A 16893-nucleotide genomic window follows, 5' to 3' on the forward strand; every position below is an offset into this window, starting at 1 on the left:
GATCAGGCAGCCTTCCGCCCGTCACGCAGGCGGCTGAGCAACCTGCCACGATTCCTGTCGATGGTTCCGAGGGTCTCCTCGAGCGCCGCCTCGGGCATGCGCCGCAGCGCCGCGCTCGCCTCGCGGCGCAGCCGCTGGGCCGCCGCGGGCTCGTACTCGTCCGCCTTGCCGATGTGGAAGGCGATCATGGCGCAGTACGTGCGTACGGCCTTGAGGAGGAAGCGGTCGGACTCCGGGTCGTCCAGCACGTCCCGCAGCAGCATGTCGTAGGCCGGGATGAAGTCCAGCTGCCGGGAGTCCTTGATCTGGGTGAGCGAGGTCGCCACACCGCGCCGGTAGAAGATCCCGTGCAGGCCGACGGAGGCGTACGACCGGGCCTTCAGGTGCAGGCGCCAGATCCACAGCCGGTCCTCGGCGGTGCGCAGTTCGGTCGCGAAGCGCATCCCGCCGTCGTCGAAGAGGTGCCGCCGGTAGATCCCCGCCCAGACGAAGGGATAGTCGACCATGGTCTCCCGGTCGGCCGGCGCGATGCCGTCGCGCGGGTCCATCACGGCGTCGCGCACCCGGGCCGGGGGCCGCCGGATCACCCGTTCCTTCCCGGTGACCTGCACATGGTCGGTGCGGGCGAAGTCGCAGCCCAGCTCCTCGACGGCGCACACCAGTTCGGCGAGGTGGCTGGGGCCGTACCAGTCGTCGCCGTCGAGGAAGGTGATGAACTCCCCGCCCGCCGCGTCGATTCCGCTGTTGCGCGCCTGGGCTATCCCCATGTTCTTCTCGTGCCGTATCACCCTGGCGTTCGGGAGTTTCGCCGCCCAGCGGTCGATGGCCCACGGAGTGGAATCGGTGGAACAGTCGTCGACGAGAAGGAACTCGAAGGTGTCGTCCGCGTTGTTGGCGAGACTCCGAAGCGTACTCTCGGCGAATTCCCCCACGTTGTGCATGGGTACGACGACGGACAGCTTAGGCACAGGGCCCTCTCCTGTTTGAAGGGTGGCGATTGGAACAGGCTAGCTACGACCCCGGAGAGGGCGGTGTCGTCCGAGGCGCGGAAAGGTGAATTCCGTACTCGGTGCGCGTGAATTCTCGGTGTCTCAGGCCTGACCGAAGATCTCCCGGAGTTCCCCGATGTTCGACCGGGTGGTCTTCCACAGCAGCTCCTGGGCGCCGTGCACCTCCGCCACCGCGGCCGGATGGGCGTCGAGGATCGCGCCCGCCCGCTCGGCGAGCCGGGGGCCCAGCCACCGGTCGTGCACCGACAGCCCCCACTCGGAATGGCCGATGTCGGAGAGGAAATAGGCGAGTTTCGGGTGGGAGACCAGGCTGAGGATCGGCGTGCCGCAGCCGAACGGGATCATCCCCGCGTGCCCCCGCATCCCGATCACCAGCCGCGACCGGGCGTACAGGTCGCGGATCGCGTCGTTGGACAGGTCGTACAGTTGCTCGACGGGCAGCGCGATGCCGTGCTCCCGCCGCAGGTCGTGCACGAACCTCTCGTCGTCCGGCATGTGCGCCGCGTACCGTACGTCGGTCCTTCCCCGCAGCTCCTTCAGCGCGAGGGCCATCTGGCCGAGGAAGTGGCCGTAGTCGTGGCCGAAGCGCAGGCCCGCGCGGTCGTACGCGCAGTTGACCAGGACCGTGTCGGAGCGCCGCGCCGGATCGGTCCAGCCCGGGACGAGGTGCCGGGCCACCGTGGTCGGACAGGGCTGGTAGCGCACCCGGTCGCGCAGTCCGGCGGGAAGCAGGTCGCGGACCCGCTCGATGGAGCCGTGGTTGCGCAGTCCGAAGAACGCCGACCGCTCGACCAGCGCGCGCAGGCTCTCGGCGAACCGGGCGCGGCGGTAGAGCTGGCCGTCGAACACGTTGTAGCCGACCGCGAACACCGCCAGCGGCGCGGTGATCCGGGCCAGGACGTCGTCGGGGAGGTTCCACTGCCAGTGGCTGTTGCCGTTGGGCGAGGTGTCCGGGAGGAAGAGCCCGCCGCCGCCCACGATCACCCCGCGGCGGGCGTTCAGTTCCGCCAGCGCCGCCTCGTCGACCAGCCGGTGGACCGGCTGCGGGTACCAGCGGCGCGGGCCGGTGTCCGGGCCGAAGCACAGCCGCACGGCCTCGGGCAGCACTCTGTCACCCGCGTTCTCCCGGCCCTCGGCGAACAGCGCCACGTGCGCCAGCTGTTCCGCGGGACGCGCCGCCCGCGGCGGTTCGGGGTCGGCGCCCGGGCGGGTGCGGACGGACCAGGCGTGGCACCCCGCGTCCGTGGGGTCGGCCTCCAGTCCCTCGCGGGCGTAGGCGTGCGCGTCCTCGTCCCGCCCGAGGATCCAGGCCAGCCGGGCGAGCTGGGCGAAGGCACGCGGCGCGACGTCCGGGGACGCCGCCGCCAGCAGCAGACGCGCCTCCGCCTCCTCGTAGCGGGACAGCGCCATCAGGCACAGGCCGAGTGTCTCCTGGCAGCGCGGCGCGTCCAGCCGGTCGCCCAGGACCGGGGCGAGCACGCCGACGGCCTCGTCGTACCGGCCCTGCCGGCGGTACCCGTCGGCGACCGTGCGGGCCAGGTCCAGGGAGGGACGCGCGCGCAGCAGCGGCGGCGCGAGGTGCGCGAGGAGATCGGGGTGCTTGCCGCCCGGCACGGCGCGGTAGGCGGCCCGGAACTCCTCGTCGCTCATCTCGAAACGGCGCCGGGCCTCGGCGGCCGGGCCGTAACCGGGCTCGTCGAACGGGCCGGTGAAGCGCAGGACGGCGACATGGGCGGGCACGGGCGTGTCCCCGTGCAGCCGGCGGGTGAGGAAGTCGTACCGGGCGTCGACGGGGACCAGGACCTCACCGAGCGCCGCGTCCAGGTCGCCGTCACCGCCACCGCCGTCACCGGCATCGGCATCGGCGAACCGCGCCGCCAGGGCGTCGTCCACGTCGGCGCGCTGCACGACCAGCAGCCCGTCCGGCAGCACGGCCCACCGCTCGCCGGCCGCCCCGCCGTCCAGCAACTGCCGTACGGCGCCCACGCCGTGGCGCATCCGCAGCAGCTCGCCGAGGTCCCCGAGGACGACCATGGACGGGGTGAGGGCGATGACGGTGTCGTAGCCCTCCAGCCGCAGGACGTCCCCGCGGCCGTCCGCCCGGCGCGGGACGATCCGCGGGTGCAGCGCGCGCAGCGCGTCGAACGAGGAGTCGGGCAGCCCGGGGTGCAGGACCACGACGTCCTCGCACACGCCCGGATTGGTCAGGGCCAGACTGCGTATCAGCGTGGCCACGGCGGGCAGCCGGTCCCCGTCGGTGTGGACGGCGAAGGCGATCCGGCGCTTGCCGGTGACGGTCCTGCTGTCGTCCGCGGAGGAGTCCGGGAAACCCTTCCCGGAGGAGCCGGTGACGGGGTGGGTCGGGTGGGTCATCGCAGGGCGATCCTCATCTTGCTGTCGTCGACACGCGTCGCACGGTCCATGACCCACTCGGCCTCGCGCGGGCGCAGCGCGCCGGGCGACCGGAAGCCGATCAGGTCCAGGCTGCTTCCGGCGTCCAGGAAGTCCAGGAGCCGCAGGAGGGTGAAGGCGGTGGTCGTCCCGCCGTCCCAGCCGTCCTCGCCCAGCAGCGCCGGGTCGCTCAGGGGCCGGCGCAGCGAGGCGTCGCCGATGTGTTCCTGCGCCGTGGGCACCAGCCGCTGCCGGACGGCGCGGCGCCACGCCGCGGCCGGGTCGCCGAAGACCAGCCGGACGCCCGCCGGCCGCGTCCACGCGGGCCCCTCCCACGGGGTGGCGCCGCGCAGCGAGACGGCGTGGACGTCGGTGCGCTCGCCGGTGCCCGGGGCGCGCAGGCGGAAGGAGTCGCAGCGCATCACGACGTCGTAGCGGTCGATCTCGGGGCCCAGCGTGCTCGCGGCGACCTCCTCGGTGTCCGCGACCAGGCACACCGTCCGGCCCGCGAGCAGACCGCGCAGTCCGCTGACGCCGATCGGCGCGCATCCACCGGGACGCGGGCCGTCCGAGTCGTCCCCCGCCACGAGCGGCCCGTCCCGCTCCACGAGCCTTCGGTACGCGCCGTACAGCCGCAGCAGACGCCGCACCTCGGGCTGCCCGACGCCGTACTGCGCGACGCGCGCCCGCACGAACGCGGCGAACTCCGGCGCCACCCGCGCCGTGGTGGCCGCGGTCGGCTCGCGCAGCGGGGACCCAACCTCGGGGAACAGCGCCACGGCCGCCTCGACGCACTCCCGCCGGCGCCGCAGCGTGGCGGCCCTGCGGACCACCTCCGCCGACGCGCCGCCGTCGCCCGCCAGCGCGAGATGACGCTCGTAGCACTCCAGCGCCTCCGCGTCGCGGCCGAGCCCGTCCAGCGCCAGGCCGCGCAGCCGCCAGGCGCCCTTGGAGCGGCGCCGGATCTCCGTCGCCGTCCCGGTGACCGCCAGGGCGAGGCCCAGCCCGTCCTCCCCGCCGGCCTCCAGCGCGCGCTCGGCCGTCCGCAGCAGGGCGTCGAAGGGGTCGGCGGACGCGGCGCCCGGATCGGCGGGCACGGCGCCCGGGGAGCCCGCGGAGGCCAGGGAGGCCAGGGAGGCGGCTAGGACGCCGACCGCCCGGACGAGCCGGGCGTGCGCGGCAGCGGACCTGTCGTCCCGTGCCGCGAGGTACTCCCCGCACTCACGGACGGCCCGGGCGTACAGGGCCGGCCCGGCGGCCTCCTTCTGCCGTGGCTTGAACAGTCCCGCCAGGGGGTTCGTCATGTGTTCCACCGTTCGTCCGACCGGAGGCCGAACCGGCCGGCCGCGGGCCGGCTCGTTCGACCGGACGCCGAATGTGCCCCAAGGCACCCGGACGCGGGTGCCTTTCCGGTGGACGGCGGGTGAACACTCTCCCCGCGCACCGCTCAGCGGCGTACGGCCTTCAGGATCACCCGGCCGCGATGCGCCACCCGGCGGGCGGCGGAGTTGCGCGGCAGGAACGCCAGCCGCTGCGGCAGTCCGCCGGGCAGCCCCAGCGCGGTCAGCCGGCGCCGCTTGAAGTAGTGCTGGGTGCGGGGACCGAAGTGCTCGGCCAGGAACCGTTCGGCCGCGGGCCGCAGCGAGGGATGGATCTGCGGCTGCATCGCGAAGCTCATGGCGGTGACGAGCCCCTGGAGCAGGTCGCGGGGCAGGGCCCGGTCGTCGTCCCGGCCGGTGGACTCCAGGTCCGGCAGCAGCGCGTGGGCGAGGGCGACGGGGACGCGGTTGCTGTTCTGGAACGGCGCCAGCCGGTCCAGCAGCATGCCGGTGCCGATGCGGGCGACCGGCAGCTGGTAGAACGCCGACGCGGTGAACAGGGCCGTGGAGAAGCAGCCCACCACCAGCGCGGGCCGCGCCTTCGCGTACAGCACCTCGGCGAGCACGGGGGTGTCCAGGACGAGGAGGTCGACGCCGAGCCGTTCGGCCTCGGCGCGCAGCGCCAGGCTGTAGCCTGCCGGGGCCGTGGGGTGCGGCTTGAAGACGACGGAGCGGTGCCCGCGTCCGACGGCTCCGCGCAACATCCGCACATGCAGCTCCTCCTCCTCGGCGGGGGTGAGGATGCCCAGCGCGGACAGGTACTGGCCGAGCAGCAGGGCCGCGCCGTCCGGCACGTCCGGCAGGTCCCCGGCGGCGCCCGTGAGGTCGCTCATCACCTTCAGGAAGCGGTCGGTGGGCACCACCTCGGCCGGCACGCCGAACTCGGTCAGCAGCATCGGCGTCAGACCCGCCACCAGGTCCAGGTGGAACAGCCGCCGCACCCGCGTGCCGACCAGCGGGTCGAGCTTGTTGCGGGTGGGGCCGTAGCTCATCAGGCCGTCGGCGTAGACGTGCACGGGGGCGTCGGTGAAGATCTGCGCCAGGCCGAGCGCCGGGTTGACCTGGAGCGACTCCACGACCAGCTCGACCCGGTCGTCGCCCAGCCCCCACAGCTGCCGCAGATAGCGCTCGAACAGCGGCAGGTCGTCGGAGCGCGGCTGCCAGGCGCCGGGATGGAATGGGCTGATCGCCTCGTTGTACGACAGCACGTCACCGAAGTGGTGGCGCAGCGTGTCGAAGCCCGGCATCTCGTCGACGGCCGGGGTGGTCTCCGGCGTCGCCGAGTTGTTGAACACCAGCAGCACCCGCCGGTCCGGCTCCGGGAAGCAGCCGGCGTCGAGGGCCGCGGCGAGCGTGGCCCCGCCGTACAGGGTGGAGACGCAGAAGATCTGGGTGGTACGGGACATCAGGCCGCCGCCTTCGCTGTGGTGATCCGGCGCCGCAGGCGCCGCAGCCTGGAGGCGCGCTGGAAGTCCATGGTGTCGAGCACGTCGCCGAGCGCGTCCTGCGGCATCCGCTTGATCGCCGCCGCGCTCATCGCGCGCAGCTGCCGGGCCACGGCCGGCTCGAACTTGCCGATCTCCGACAGATGGTGGGCGATGATCGCGCAGTAGGTGCGCACCGCCTTCGGCAGCAGCCGGTCCGCGTCGCGGTCCGCGGCGGTCTCCCCGATCACCTGGTCGAAGGCGCGGATGAAGTCGAGCTGGCGCACGTCACCGATCTGGGTGAGCGACCCGGCGACCCCGCGCCGGTAGAACACACCGAGCAGACCGACCACGGCGAACGACTCGGCCTCGCGGTGCAGCTTCCAGATCCAGGGCCGGTCCTCGGCGGTGCGCAGCCCGTCGGTGAAGTGCAGCAGCCCCTTGTCGAGCAGCCGCCGGTGGAAGGCGCCCGCCCAGGCGTAGGGGTAGTCCACCGAGGTGGTGCGGTCGGCGGGCAGGATCGCGTCGCGCGGGTTCAGCACCTCGCCGCGCCGCCCGACCGGCACCCGGTGCACGGAGCGGGCCCGCGCGGTGGCCTGCACATGGTCGGTGCGTACGAAGTCGCAGCCCAGACCCTCGATGGCCGCGACCAGCTCGCTCAGATAGCCGGGCGCGAGCCAGTCGTCACCGTCCAGGAAGGCCACGTACTCGCCGGTCGCCACGTCCAGCCCGGTGTTGCGCGCGGTGGCGAGCCCGCCGTTTTCCTCACGGTGGATACAGCGCACCCGCGCGACCTCGGAAAGTTCCTCGGCCGCGCGTTCGAGAATGGCCGGTGTTTCGTCCTTCGATTTGTCGTCCACCAGGATGAACTCGAAGTCTGGCCGGGCATTCGCGCGAAGGCTTCTGAGGGTGTCCGGCGCGTATTGCTGAACGTTGTAGAACGGCACGATCACGGAAAGCTTTGGCACTCGAGAAAGCCTAGGAGGCGGCCCGGCTGCGGAACTTTCCGGTGGCCGTACGGGGGGTGAACTCCATGTGTCGGAACGGTGCATGCCGTGTACTTTCCGGCCCGCGACAAGCCAGTTCGGCTCTCGGTGGGGCGCTGTTAACTTTTTGTTGAGTCCCGGTTGGGCCACAACACGGAATTGCTTCCTAGCGTCTTGGACGTGCCACCAAGTCCAACGAAGCCCCCACGCGTCGCGGTACTCGCGGACTCCGACACCCGCTGGAAATGGGGTGCGCTGACCGCGAACCGCATCGCCGCGGGCCCGTCCGTCCCGTCCATGGAAACCGCCCCCGCGGAAGGGGCGCAAACCGCGCCCGTCCTGGACGGATTCCTGCTGCGCGGCCGGGCCACCCCGACCCCGCGCCAGCTCGCGGAGGTCGGGGTGCGCGCCGACTCCCTGCGGGAGGTCACCGCCGTCGAGTTCCTGCGCACCATGGCGCGCGAGCCGTACGACGTGCTCGTCCTCGCCCTGGTCGGCGGCGGTGTGCAGGCGATGCTGCACGGGCTCAAGCGCGTGTGGGAGGACCGCCCCAAGCGGCCCGTCGTCGTCACCGGCTACGTCGGCGTCGTCTACGAGAAGCTCGCCGACGGCCTGCTGCTGCGGCACGGCGCGGACCTCGTCCTCGCCAACTCCCGCCAGGACGCCGAACGCTTCCGGGCCGTCTACGACGGTGTCGGCGCGGACTACTCCGCCGTGACCGAGGTGGCACTCCCGTTCCTCGGCGGAGCGCCGTACGCCGGTGAACACGATCCCTACACGGTCGTCTTCGCCGCCCAGCCGTCCGTCCCGGACAGCCGCAAGGACCGCACCTACCTGCTGGAACGGCTCGTCCGGCACGCCCGGCTGCACCCCGAGCGCGAGGTGCTGCTCAAGCTGCGCTCCAAGCCCGGCGAGCACACCACGCACATCGAGGAGCTGCCCTACCAGAAGCTCGCCCAGAAGCTCGACCTGCCGCCCAACTTCCGGCTCGTCTACGGCAACATGGGCGAGGTCCTCGACCGCACCGACCTGCTGGTCACGGTCAGCTCGACCGCGGCCCTGGAGTCCCTGCACCGCCGGATCCCCACCGTCGTCCTCACCGACCTCGGCGTCCGCGAGGTGCTGGGCAACCACCACTTCGTGGGCTCCGGCTGCCTCGCCTCCTGGGACCAGCTCGACGCCGGCCACCGGCCCGCGCCGGACCCGGAGTGGGTGGCCCGGCAGGGCGTCGCCGCGGACGGCGAGTACGCGACCGCCTTCGACGCGGCCCGCGCCCGCATCGCGGAACTCCTCGCCTCGGACGCGCTGCCGCCGCTCACCCCCTACTACACCCCGGCGACCGCCCCCGGCTATCTGCCCGGCATCCTCGCCCGCCACCACCTCGGCCCCGACGGCACCCCGCTGCCCGGCGCCCCCGCCCACGACAGGGAACCCGGCCCGGTCCGGCAGATCGTCCGCCGCGCGGCCCGCGGCGCCTACCGGCACGGAGTGCAGCGCGTGGCACCGGTGATCCGGCGGATGGGCGAGCTGTGAGCCGCGGGACCTCACCCCAAGGAGCAGAACCCATGTCCCACCCGCAAGCGGGCCACGGCGCCACCGTACGCCGGGTGCTCGCGGTGATCCCCGCGCGCGGCGGCTCCAAGGGCGTGCCCGCGAAGAACCTCGCCCCGGTCGGCGGTGTGCCGCTGGTCGCCCGCGCGGTCCGCGAGTGCCGCGCCGCCCGCCTGGTGACCGACGTCGTCGTGTCGACGGACGACCAGGCCATCGCCGAGGCCGCCCGCGCGGCCGGCGCCGAGGTCGTGCTGCGCCCCGCCGTCATCGCCGGTGACACCGCGACCTCCGAGGCGGCCGTCCTGCACGCCCTGGACGCCCACGAGGCACTGCACGGCTCCCCGGTCGACGTGGTCCTCCTCGTCCAGTGCACCAGCCCCTTCCTCACCCGCGAGGACGTCGACGGCGTCGCCGCGGCCGTCGCCGAGAACGGCGCCGACACCGCCGTCACCGTGGCGCCCTTCCACGGCTTCGTCTGGCGCGACGGCGACGCGGAGGGGGACGGCGGCCACGGCGTCAACCACGACAAGGCGTACCGCCCCCGCCGCCAGGACCGCCCCCAGGACCTGCTGGAGACCGGCGCCGCCTACGCCATGGACGCGCCCGGCTTCCGCAAGCACCAGCACCGCTTCTTCGGCCGCACCGAACTCGTGCGCACCGACCCCGCGCGCGTGCTGGAGATCGACGACCCGCACGACCTCGCCCGCGCCCGCGCCCTCGCGCCGCTCTTCGACGCGGAAAGGCCCGGCGCCCTCCCGACCGCCGACGACATCGACGCGGTCGTCCTCGACTTCGACGGCACCCAGACCGACGACCGGGTGCTGATCGACTCCGACGGACGGGAGTTCGTCTCCGTGCACCGCGGCGACGGACTCGGCATCGCGGCCCTGCGCAAGGCGGGCCTGAAGCTGCTGATCCTGTCCACGGAACAGAACCCGGTCGTCGCCGCCCGCGCCCGGAAGCTGAGGCTCCCGGTGCTGCACGGCATCGACCGCAAGGACCTCGCGCTCAAGCAGTGGTGCGAGGAACAGGGCATCGCGCCGGAGCGCGTGCTCTACGTCGGCAACGACGTCAACGACCTGGGCTGCTTCGCCCTCGTCGGCTGGCCGGTCGCGGTCGCCTCCGCCCATGACGTCGTACGCGGCGCCGCACGCGCGGTCACCACCCTCCCCGGTGGCGACGGCGCGATCCGAGAGATCGCCGGCTGGATCCTCGGACCCTCTCTCGACTCTCCCGCCCCCGTCACCAAGTAAGGAACGTACTGCCATGAGCACCAACTCCCGCCTGCGCACGCTCGGTTCGCGCGAGGTCGGCCCCGGCCGCCCCGTCTACATCACCGGCGAGATCGGCATCAACCACAACGGCGACCTCGAGAACGCCTTCAAGCTGATCGACGCCGCCGCCGAGGCGGGCTGCGACGCGGTCAAGTTCCAGAAGCGCACCCCGGAGATCTGCACCCCGCGCGACCAGTGGGACATCGAGCGCGACACCCCCTGGGGCCGGATGACCTACATCGACTACCGCCACCGCGTCGAGTTCGGCGAGGACGAGTACCGCCAGATCGACGAGTACTGCAAGGAGAAGGGGATCGACTGGTTCGCCTCCCCGTGGGACACCGAGGCCGTCGCCTTCCTGGAGAAGTTCGACGTCCCCGCCCACAAGGTGGCCTCCGCCTCCCTCACCGACGACGAGCTGCTGCGCGCCCTGCGCGCCACCGGCCGCACGATCATCCTCTCCACCGGCATGTCCACGCCGAAGCAGATCCGGCACGCCGTCGAGGTCCTGGGCAGCGACAACATCCTCCTCTGCCACGCCACCTCCACCTACCCGGCCAAGGCCGAGGAGCTGAACCTCCGCGTGATCAACACGCTGGAGAAGGAGTACCCGAACGTCCCGATCGGCTACTCCGGCCACGAGACCGGCCTGCAGACCACCCTCGCCGCCGTCGCCCTCGGCGCCGTCTTCGTCGAGCGCCACATCACCCTCGACCGCGCCATGTGGGGCTCCGACCAGGCCGCCTCCGTCGAGCCCCAGGGCCTCACCCGCCTGGTCCGCGACATCCGCACCATCGAGGCCTCCCTCGGCGACGGCGTGAAGAAGGTCTACGACTCCGAGCTGGCCCCGATGAAGAAGCTGCGCCGCGTCACCGGCGTGGTCGCCGAGGCGGAGATCGCCGCGGCGGCGGGCGAGCCGGTCACGGTGTGAATCCGAATCACTGACGACGGGACGGTCGTACGCCGATGAGCCCCCGCGCCGGGAAAGCCGGCCACCACGCCGGTCCGCGCACCCTCGACACCCTGGCCTTCGTCGAGAGTCCGGTACAGCTGCTGAACGTGCTGGAGTGGGCGCACGCCCACGCACCCGGCGCGGGGCTCACCCTGGTGGTCCTGTCGCCCGTCGACCCGATGACCCGCGGCCAGCTGCGCCGGATGGCGGAGCTGGCCCGGCGGGAGGGCCACGAGGTCCGCTGGGAGGAGGCGCGCGGCGGCGCGCTGGCCCCCTTCCAGACGGTCGGCGGACTGACCGGCCCCCTGCGCCGCGCCCGCCGCATCGTCATGGGGGACCCGTTCTCCCGCTACGTCCAGCTGCTGCTGACCATCACCCGCGCCCGTGACCTGGTCGTCGTGGACGACGGCACGGCCACGATGGAGTTCGTCACCCAGCTGGCCCGCGGCGAACGCCTGGTCCGCTGGCACCGCAAGGGCACCCGCCCCGGACCGCGCGACCTGGCCTTCGCCCCCGTCTCCTCCTCGGCCCGCCGCCGCCTCACCCCGGCCGAGGACCGCCGGGTCGAGATCTTCTCCTCGATGCCCATCGAGGAGGCCCCGGGCGGCGTGACCGTCCGCGCCAACGACTTCTCCTGGACCCGGTCCCGCTTCGGCCCGCCCCGCATCACCAAGGGCGCCGACATGGTCGGCACCTCCCTGGTGGAGACCGGCGTCGTCGACGGCGACCGCTATCTGGCCGCCGTACGCTCCCTCGCGCACACCCACGGCGCGCTGCGCTACTTCGCCCACCGCCGCGAGAGCGCCGAGAAACTCCACCGGCTGGCCGTCGAGACCGGCCTGGAGGTCGTCCGCCCCGACCTCCCCCTGGAGCTGATAGCCCGCCGGGGCCCGATCGGCCGTACGATCCTCAGCTTTCCCTCGACCGTCGTGCACACCCTGCCCCTGGCCCTGGCCGGCACCGAGGTGCGCGTCGCCGTCTGCGACATCGACCCGGCCTGGCTCACCAGCACCGCCTCGCCCCGCGCCCAGGGTTTCCTGAAGGGTGTGACGGGCACCGCACGCGACGTCCACCGGCTGTCGGCGGTGCGGGCGGTCTAGGCCCCGGGCCCCGCCACGGGCCGTTCCGGTGGGTGAACAGTTGAGCGTGGGTGGGGCAGGGCGTGGTATCCGTGGAGAAGTGGGTGGGTCTTGCACCGGCCCGGGCGGTCGTCGAGGTCGGCCGAGTCGAGCGAGTTTACCCACCCGACCCGGTACCTATGCGCTCGGCGGCCAACTTTTCTTCCCCTAACGGGTTGAAGTTTTGTTGATCTCAGGACAGTTGGCCGTCCGGACGTCCTACCCTTCAGAGGGTGAAGCAATTGATGTCACTGGAGTCCGAGGCCGATCTCCCCGGGGAAGCGATGCTGCCCGGCACCCTGCCGGAGCCGCTGCGCGCGGAACTGGTCGCGTTCCGCCGCGACTTGCACATGCACCCCGAGCTGGGCAACCAGGAGTTCCGCACCACCAAGGCGATCAAGGCCCGGCTGGAGCAGGCCGGCCTGAAGCCGCGGGTACTCCCGAGCGGCACCGGCCTCGTCTGTGACATCGGCGCGGACGGCGGCGAGTGGAGCGGCGGGCCCGAGATGCTGGCGATGCGCGCCGACATCGACGCCCTGCCCATCCCGGACGCCAAGACGGAGTGCGCCTACCGCTCCACCGTGCCCGACCGCTGCCACGCCTGCGGCCACGACGTGCACACCACGGTCGTGCTCGGCGCCGGACTCGTCCTCGCCGACCTGCACCGGCAGGGCCTGCTGCCGCGCCCGGTCCGGCTGCTCTTCCAGCCCGCCGAGGAAGTCCTCCCCGGCGGTGCCGCCGACGCCATCGAGAACGGCGGGGTGCTCGACGGGGTGGCCCGGATCATCGCCGTGCACTGCGACCCGCGGGTCGACGCCGGCCGCGTCGGGCTGCGCCACGGCCCGATCACCTCGGCCTGCGACCGGCTGGAGATCGCCCTCGACGGCCCCGGCGGCCACACCGCCCGGCCTCACCTGACGACCGACCTGGTCACGGCCGTGGCCCGGGTGGTCACCGACGTCCCGGCGATCATCGCCCGCCGCGTCGACGCGCGCAGCGGCCTCTCGGTCACCTGGGGCCGTATCGAGTCCGGCCACGCCCCGAACGTCATCCCCCAGCACGCGGAGCTGTCCGGTACGGTCCGCTGCCTCGACCTGGAGGCCTGGCGGCAGGCACCCGACCTCGTCCACGCCGCGATCGACGAGGTCGCGGGCCTGCACCGGGCCAAGTCCGAGATCAACTATGTCCGGGGCGTCCCGCCCGTCGTCAACGACGCCGGCGTCACCGAGCTCCTCCGCGACGCCATGACCGTGCGGCGCGGCATGGACTCCGTCGAGGACACCGAGCAGAGCCTCGGCGGCGAGGACTTCTCCTGGTACCTGGAGCACGTCCCCGGCGCCATGGCCCGCCTCGGCGTCCGCACCCCCGGCGAACGCACCGTCCGCGACCTCCACCAGGGCGACTTCGACGTCGACGAACACGCGATCACGGTCGGCGTGGAACTCTTCACAGCAGCAGCGTTGCTGGACGGCGCCCACTGACCCCTCCGGGGAGGGGGCGGGACCCTCGTGGGACGCGTCCACCGTCGGCGGCTTCCCGCCCGTGCGGGGCTGTGCGGCCTCGGCTGCGCCGTCGCCCGCCGTGTCTCCCACCCGCACCATCCGTGCGGGATGCGTGGTCGGGTGTGGGTGGCCCCTCGTGGGACGCGTCCACCGTCGGCGGCTTCCCGCCCGTGCGGGGCCGTGCGGCCTCGGCTGCGCCACCGCCCGCCGTGTCTCCCACCCGCACCACCCGTGCGGGATGCGTCGTCGGGTGCGGGTGACCCCCGTGCGGCGCGTCCGCCGTCGCGGCTTCCCGCCCGTGCGGTCGTCGGCGGCGGGCCGAGTAGTCCCTGGCGGGCGCCCCACCCCCGAAGGTTCCCTGCCGCCCCCGGCTCGCCGGTCTGAGCACGCCCCGCCCCCTTCCCGTCCGCCCCGCCCCACGGAGGTGCGGACGCCGACGGCGAACGAGCCCCTCGGGGGCCACCCGCACCCGGCGACGACTGCCGCACGGGTGGTGCGGGTGGGAGACGACCCGGGGCGATGGCGCAGCCGAGGCGTGGGACCGGCACCCACCTCGACGACCCCCCCGCTTGTGCCCAGCGCAGCGCCGTTGCAGCCTAGGAAGTGTCCCGAGCACACCTTTCGAGCAAGTGGTTCACCTGCACGTAACGACCACCGGCACGAATGGATAACGGCCACACGGAACCCCGTTCCCTGGAGTGTCTACGCGCGTTAATGTGCGCCGAACCGAGCACCCACTGCGGGGCTTTGGAGAATGGGGAACTTCAGATGCGTCGGATATCCAAACTGACCCGCGTCGCGGTGGGCGTCGCGTCCCTCGCCCTCGCCGCCACCGCCTGCGGCGGCACCAGCGGCGAAGGCGGCGGCGACGGCGAGAAGGAGAACCTCGGCCTCGCCATCGCGTACGACATCGGCGGTAAGGGCGACCAGTCCTTCAACGACGCCGCCTACGCCGGTCTGACCAAGGCCAAGAACGAGTTCGGCTACAAGACCGCCGACATCGAGCCCACCGAGGGCGAGACCGACGCCGACAAGGAGCAGCGCCTCGCGTCCCTCGCCAAGCAGGGCTACAACCCGGTGATCGGCGTCGGCTTCGCCTATGGCCCGGCGATGGAGGCCGTGGCCAAGGACTACCCGGACACCACCTTCGGCATCGTCGACTCCGTCGTCGAGGGCGACAACGTCACCTCCCTCGTCTTCGCCGAGGAGCAGGCCTCCTACCTCGCCGGCGTCGCCGCCGCCAAGGCCACCAAGACGAACACCGTCGGCTTCGTCGGCGGCGTGGACATCCCGCTGATCCACAAGTTCGAGGCCGGCTACAAGCAGGGCGTCGAGGACACCAGCGGCGGCAAGGTCAAGGTCATCTCCCAGTACCTGACCCAGACCGCCGAGGAGGGCGGCTTCTCCAGCCCGGACAAGGGCAAGGCCGCCGCCGAGGGCCAGATCGAGAAGAAGGCGGACGTCGTCTACCAGGCGGCCGGCCTCTCCGGCCAGGGCGTCATCGAGGCCGCCGCCAAGGCCAAGGTCTGGGCGATCGGCGTCGACTCCGACCAGTACAAGCAGGAAGCCCTCGCTGCGTACAAGAACTCCATCCTCACCTCCGCCCTGAAGGACGTCGGCGGCGCGGTCTACGCCCTCGCCAAGTCCGTCGAGGACGGCAAGCCGCTGACCGGCACCCAGACCTTCGACCTGAAGGCGAACGGCGTGGGCCTGTCCGAGAGCAACCCCGAGTACGCCAAGATCCCGGGCCTGAAGGACGCCGTCGAGAAGGCCAAGCAGGGCATCGTCGACGGCGACATCAAGGTCAAGACCGAGTAACCGAACAGCCGAGCCTCGGCACGCGTCCCGGCGTACCCGCCCATCTGATCGGGCGAACCGGGACGTATCAACCGGAAGCGGGCGGGCGCCCCACGCGCCCCGCCCGCTTCTTCGTTCCCGCCGGCGCGGGCCACGACGGCGCCCAGGTCACCCACCGCCACCCCGCGTTTGCGGTCGGCAAGCCTTCCGCCGTGGCTTCCGTGGCGTTGGCCACGGGCGGATAACAAGGTGGACAGAAGGGGTTTTCAGGCAGGTCTACGCGCGTTAATCTGCGGCGAAGCCAGCGCCGATGCTGAACCTCTCGCGGCGCGTTGTACGACAGGAGCACCACACCATGCGCCGGGTTTCCCGCATCGCGGTCGCAGGCGCAGCGACCGCCTCCCTCGCCCTCGCCCTGTCCGCCTGTGGCGGCACCTCCACCGAGAGCGGCTCGTCCGCCGACAGCGACAAGGGCCTCGCCATCGCGTACGACGTCGGCGGCAAGGGCGACCAGTCCTTCAACGACGCCGCGTACGCGGGCCTGGAGCAGGCGAAGAAGGAGTTCAAGTACGAGACGGCCGACATCGAGCCCACCGAGGGCGAGACGGACGCCGACAAGCAGCAGCGCCTGGAGTCCCTGGCCAAGCAGGGCTACAACCCGGTCGTGGGTGTCGGCTACGCGTACGCCGCCGCCGTCAAGGGCGCCGCCGAGAAGTACCCGGACACCACCTTCGGCATCGTGGACGACTCCACGGTCCAGGCGAAGAACGTCGCCGACCTGGTCTTCTCCGAGGAGGAGGCCTCGTACCTGGCCGGCGTCGCCGCCGCCAAGTCCACCAAGTCCAACGTCGTGGGCTTCGTCGGCGGTGTGGACATCCCGCTGATCCACAAGTTCCAGGCCGGCTTCGAGCAGGGCGTCAAGGACACCGACCCCAAGGTCAAGGTCCTCTCCCAGTACCTCACCCAGACGGCCGAGGAGGGTGGCTTCTCCAGCCCGGACAAGGGCAAGACGGCCGCCGAGGGCCAGATCGAGAAGAAGGCCGACGTCGTCTACGCGGCCGCCGGTCTGTCCGGCCAGGGCGTGATCGAGGCCGCCGCCGCCAACAAGGTGTGGGCGATCGGCGTCGACTCCGACCAGTACAAGCAGGAAGCCCTCGCCAAGTACAAGGACTACATCCTCACCTCGGCGATGAAGGACGTCGCCAAGGCGGTCTACAACCTGGCGAAGTCGGTCGAGGACGGTAAGCCCCAGACCGGTATCGTTCGTGGCGATCTGAAGTCCGGCGAGGTGAGCCTGTCGAACTCCAACCCGAAGTTCGCGGACGACGCCGAGGTCCAGGAAGCCGTCGAGACCGCCAAGGAGAAGATCGTCAGCGGCGAGATCAAGGTCAAGAACAGCTGATCGTCCGCTGCACCCTGAGTACACCCTGAGCAGCGTGTAACCACGGGGTTGCGTCCGCTCGACGGGGTACGGGGAGTCCGCTCCTCGTACCCCGTTGTCGCGGTGCG

The 16893-nt window shown here is 72.3% G+C and carries 12 protein-coding genes; 7 read left to right on the plus strand and 5 right to left on the minus strand.

Going from position 1 to position 16893, the window contains the following annotated elements; genetic code table 11:
* Positions 1-2: 2 nt before the first annotated feature.
* From ACIG0D_RS16985 to ACIG0D_RS17005, 5 genes are all read right to left on the minus strand, one after another.
* Positions 3-968: a glycosyltransferase family 2 protein gene (locus tag ACIG0D_RS16985; RefSeq protein ID WP_399801083.1), complete on the minus strand. Its 966-nt coding sequence runs from the start codon at positions 966-968 to the stop codon at positions 3-5.
* A 123-nt stretch (positions 969-1091) separates the two neighbouring features.
* Complete coding sequence (locus tag ACIG0D_RS16990; protein ID WP_399801085.1) at positions 1092-3383, minus strand: polysaccharide pyruvyl transferase family protein; 2292 nt, start codon at positions 3381-3383, stop codon at positions 1092-1094.
* Entirely contained in the window at positions 3380-4705 is a 1326-nt protein-coding gene (locus tag ACIG0D_RS16995; RefSeq protein WP_399801087.1) for a tetratricopeptide repeat protein, read from the minus strand. Before ACIG0D_RS16995 ends, ACIG0D_RS16990 begins: the two co-directional genes overlap by 4 nt.
* A gap of 143 nt (positions 4706-4848) precedes the next feature.
* A complete protein-coding gene (locus ACIG0D_RS17000; protein WP_399801090.1) occupies positions 4849-6186 on the minus strand; it encodes a polysialyltransferase family glycosyltransferase in 1338 nt (445 codons plus the stop codon).
* The gene (locus ACIG0D_RS17005; RefSeq protein ID WP_399801092.1) at positions 6186-7172 is read right to left on the minus strand and encodes a glycosyltransferase family 2 protein; all 987 of its coding nucleotides are present in this window, start codon (positions 7170-7172) and stop codon (positions 6186-6188) included. The genes ACIG0D_RS17000 and ACIG0D_RS17005 overlap by 1 nt, the downstream gene beginning before the upstream one ends.
* A gap of 198 nt (positions 7173-7370) precedes the next feature.
* Here ACIG0D_RS17005 and ACIG0D_RS17010 point away from each other — a divergent pair, with 198 nt between their 5' ends.
* The 7 genes from ACIG0D_RS17010 (at position 7371) to ACIG0D_RS17040 (ending at position 16786) form a co-directional block, all read left to right on the plus strand.
* A complete protein-coding gene (locus ACIG0D_RS17010; protein ID WP_399801094.1) occupies positions 7371-8723 on the plus strand; it encodes a DUF6716 putative glycosyltransferase in 1353 nt (450 codons plus the stop codon).
* A gap of 32 nt (positions 8724-8755) precedes the next feature.
* Positions 8756-9994: a cytidylyltransferase domain-containing protein gene (locus tag ACIG0D_RS17015; RefSeq protein WP_399801096.1), complete on the plus strand. Its 1239-nt coding sequence runs from the start codon at positions 8756-8758 to the stop codon at positions 9992-9994.
* Between the two features lie 13 nt (positions 9995-10007).
* Positions 10008-10946, plus strand: coding sequence for an N-acetylneuraminate synthase family protein (locus ACIG0D_RS17020; RefSeq protein ID WP_399801098.1), 939 nt, complete (start codon positions 10008-10010; stop codon positions 10944-10946).
* A 35-nt stretch (positions 10947-10981) separates the two neighbouring features.
* The gene (locus ACIG0D_RS17025; protein WP_399801100.1) at positions 10982-12067 is read left to right on the plus strand and encodes a hypothetical protein; all 1086 of its coding nucleotides are present in this window, start codon (positions 10982-10984) and stop codon (positions 12065-12067) included.
* 263 nt (positions 12068-12330) lie between these two features.
* Positions 12331-13566: a M20 family metallopeptidase gene (locus ACIG0D_RS17030; protein WP_365761880.1), complete on the plus strand. Its 1236-nt coding sequence runs from the start codon at positions 12331-12333 to the stop codon at positions 13564-13566.
* 789 nt (positions 13567-14355) lie between these two features.
* Complete coding sequence (locus tag ACIG0D_RS17035) at positions 14356-15405, plus strand: BMP family ABC transporter substrate-binding protein (protein WP_365761820.1); 1050 nt, start codon at positions 14356-14358, stop codon at positions 15403-15405.
* A gap of 334 nt (positions 15406-15739) precedes the next feature.
* Positions 15740-16786, plus strand: coding sequence for a BMP family protein (locus tag ACIG0D_RS17040; protein ID WP_399801102.1), 1047 nt, complete (start codon positions 15740-15742; stop codon positions 16784-16786).
* Positions 16787-16893: the final 107 nt, after the last annotated feature.

The organism is Streptomyces sp. NPDC052773, assembly GCF_044547145.1.
Classification (GTDB): Bacteria; Actinomycetota; Actinomycetes; order Streptomycetales; family Streptomycetaceae; genus Streptomyces.

Excerpts from the sequence above, each read along its gene's own strand:
- ACIG0D_RS16990 (WP_399801085.1), bottom strand. The coding sequence starts at position 3,383 with ATGACCCACCCGACCCACCCCGTCACCGGCTCCTCCGGGAAGGGTTTC.
- ACIG0D_RS16995 (WP_399801087.1), bottom strand. The coding sequence starts at position 4,705 with ATGACGAACCCCCTGGCGGGACTGTTCAAGCCACGGCAGAAGGAGGCC.
- ACIG0D_RS17000 (WP_399801090.1), bottom strand. The coding sequence starts at position 6,186 with ATGTCCCGTACCACCCAGATCTTCTGCGTCTCCACCCTGTACGGCGGG.
- ACIG0D_RS17015 (WP_399801096.1), top strand. The coding sequence starts at position 8,756 with ATGTCCCACCCGCAAGCGGGCCACGGCGCCACCGTACGCCGGGTGCTC.
- ACIG0D_RS17020 (WP_399801098.1), top strand. The coding sequence starts at position 10,008 with ATGAGCACCAACTCCCGCCTGCGCACGCTCGGTTCGCGCGAGGTCGGC.
- ACIG0D_RS17025 (WP_399801100.1), top strand. The coding sequence starts at position 10,982 with ATGAGCCCCCGCGCCGGGAAAGCCGGCCACCACGCCGGTCCGCGCACC.
- ACIG0D_RS17030 (WP_365761880.1), top strand. The coding sequence starts at position 12,331 with ATGTCACTGGAGTCCGAGGCCGATCTCCCCGGGGAAGCGATGCTGCCC.
- ACIG0D_RS17035 (WP_365761820.1), top strand. The coding sequence starts at position 14,356 with ATGCGTCGGATATCCAAACTGACCCGCGTCGCGGTGGGCGTCGCGTCC.
- ACIG0D_RS17040 (WP_399801102.1), top strand. The coding sequence starts at position 15,740 with ATGCGCCGGGTTTCCCGCATCGCGGTCGCAGGCGCAGCGACCGCCTCC.